Origin of the sequence: Janthinobacterium sp. ROICE36 (assembly GCF_002869965.1) — a bacterium.
Taxonomy (GTDB): domain Bacteria; phylum Pseudomonadota; class Gammaproteobacteria; order Burkholderiales; family Burkholderiaceae_D; genus Janthinobacterium.
This window is the reverse complement of sequence record NZ_PEBS01000154.1, coordinates 1-2,567: the sequence shown is the minus strand read 5'-3', so window position 1 is coordinate 2,567 and position 2,567 is coordinate 1. Positions and strand designations below refer to the sequence as shown.

The window sequence follows — 2,567 nt, the reverse complement described above, 5'->3', positions numbered from 1 at the left end:
CGGCTGTGAAGGGCTTGGGTCATGGCGCTGGCGGTGAGGTGACAGGAATCAACAGTGTACTCAACAGGCGCCTGGCTTTGAAGTAGGGCAAGCTGCGAATAGGAATATGATCACCCAATTCTAAACATCTACACTGCGAGAGCAGGAAGAAGTATTTTTTAGACAATAAATGCATGGCGTTCGCATGGCTGCAGAAAACTCAGGAATTGAGCTGTGTGAAATTAGAAACACTCGATGAAGTGCCTTCCCGCGCCAAAATTCGTCCGGAACGCTTCAAGCCGCATCGCTGCAACTCCGTCGGCACCGAGCCCATTAGGATAGATACGAAGAAATTTCATTCGGCTATCGATACGCTTGAGCGCTGATTTCGCGTTTTGCTTTTGCGCGACTGCGGCCCATTGCGGAAGAATCATCGTTTCTGCTTGTGAGTCGCCGTACATCCCTTCGTAAAATGCTTGTTCATACTTCTCGAGGGCGCGATTGTAGTCGCGGCAGTAGAGCCAGTACTTTGCTTCCAGCCAAGTCACGTAGTACTTAATATGGTCCTTCCCTTCGACGAGTAGGCGCACATCTGCAAGCAGGCCTTCGACGCGCGCTTTATCACCGAAATTCCGATATGTATCATAGAAGAGAAGCGCCGATAAATTGCGTAAGACGACAACGGCATCCTGGCGGATGCTCATGCGACTGATTGCATCATTCTCGTTCGTGATTTCTTTAGAAAACTGGTGAACGTCAGGCAGTGGCTCGTTCAACCGAACAGCGTCGGCAACTAGAACGCGATGGCTTTTATCAATTTTTTGAAGGAATCTGGCAATCCAAACCCAAAATACAAATCCGCTGTATTTAGCCCAATCCAACCCATCAAGGAGGGCCAAGCAAATCGTCAGGTCAGGCGTGGCATCGCCGGAGCCCCATCGGCGAATCAACTTTCTTTTGTCATCAATATCGTGCTCTGGCTCGCCCTCTCCGCGAACCAAATGCTTGCCCTCATAGAGCTCGGCGAGATGATTCCAATCTTTGCTCTTGGCCTTCAGCGGAATTTCGAGCATGACCCTCAGTGGCGCGTCAGAACGCAGTAGCTGGTCGAGGTCAAAAAAATCGAATGGGATTCTGCTCAGTTCCCTCAAAATAAACGCAGCGTAAGGAACAAAAAATTTGGGAATTAGAATTTCATTCATGAAATGGTCACGACCAAATACTGAAGCTCTGCCTGCCTGGATTAAAGATTTGTATCGCTCTAAAAATCGGCGGAAAAAGACAAAAGTTAAATTTCCTACTTCGGGCGGCGCTAGCCTCCCTTCCAGCCTGCGCTGAAGAACATCTAGGACGAACTCCAATTCCGCGAAATCCTTACCCTTTTGCTCGCGTACAAAAGGTTTCAATCGTTCGTAAAGCGGGTCGTCGTCAGTCGCCGAAACTAGACCGCTCCGTACCGCAATGAAGGCAAGAACCGCACCTATTGTGGGATAGGTGGAATTCTCTGCTACATATTTTGCCATCCTCGCTACCTTTCCGAAGTGCTACCTGAACCAGCACACACTCTCACTTTGATTTTGACTTATCTGACATAGCTACTTTATTATCGGCAAGCATTGCTGCCCGCATTGCTCTGGCAGCAAACGAGCCGGGCTGAACGCTGCCGTCACCATTTAAAGCTGTTGTCTTGTAAATGCGAGATGCATCCGAAATTGTCATTTTAGTTCCCAGTGTCGTCGAGGGGTGACTTCCAAGAATCTGTGCTCCCGGAGACCTGGTCGGCGGAGGCTTTGATGCAGAAGTTGATTTTTGAGCGGGTCTCTTCGCAGCCGGAATCTTCGCGGGCAGTTGTGTTGCAGAAAGTTGCGTTACAGGCGGCGCGACTGTGGAAAGTCGTTTTGAAGCAGGCGCCCTTTTCGAAGCAGATTTAGTCATGTTTTCCTCATTTCATTGCCGCGGTTAGTTCGCTCTTTGCCGACGCGGCCTCCAACAAAGCCAGTAGACGAGATGCTAAGCTTTTGCATTCGTAGTGACCAGCGCATTTCCCGTGGATTTTTTTGTATTGGCGATATAAGACGCTCGGTGGGCAATCTTTGAGGATTTCCATGCTCGCACGCTCTTGAATGGTTGGGGCTCGTTTCGATGCCGTACACGGGTTAGTTTCGAATTCCCGAGCTGCCGAAAGCCAAAGCTTTGGCTGAGCGTGTAGGGTGGGGGTACGCTGAGCTAGGGGCGGTAGATGTCAAGATAGTTGTCGCATAAATGCGGTTTTAGAATGCGTCGTTTCAGTCCTTTCCTCAGCAGGTCATGCGGCGCGGCGCTGGTCAAGTTTGGACGGCGGGTTAAGCCAAACCTCGTCGGCCACCTGCCACGCGCGTGGCGGCCGTTTCCAGCGCAACGGATGGCGCTCCCGCGCCTGCGCGTAGACCTCCCGTCGCCGCCTAAGAACGGCGTCGGCAATGCCGCTGTGGCGCTGTTCCGGCGTCACGAAGGACAGGCCGCTATGCAAATGCTCGCCGTTGTACCAGGTGACGAATTTCAGCACCCATTGTCGGGCCAGTTCGATGTCTTCGAATCCATTCGGCGGG

The 2,567-nt window shown here is 51.5% G+C and carries 2 protein-coding genes and 1 pseudogene; all 3 read right to left on the bottom strand.

Going from position 1 to position 2,567, the window contains the following annotated elements:
- Positions 1–221: 221 nt before the first annotated feature.
- A complete protein-coding gene (locus CSZ94_RS27085) occupies positions 222–1,502 on the bottom strand; it encodes a hypothetical protein (RefSeq protein WP_102124326.1) in 1,281 nt (426 codons plus the stop codon).
- Between the two features lie 43 nt (positions 1,503–1,545).
- A complete protein-coding gene (locus CSZ94_RS27800) occupies positions 1,546–1,914 on the bottom strand; it encodes a hypothetical protein (protein ID WP_146009918.1) in 369 nt (122 codons plus the stop codon).
- Positions 1,915–2,284: 370 nt separating this feature from the next.
- Positions 2,285–2,567 (bottom strand): annotated as a pseudogene (locus CSZ94_RS28235) (hypothetical protein); the annotation flags it as partial.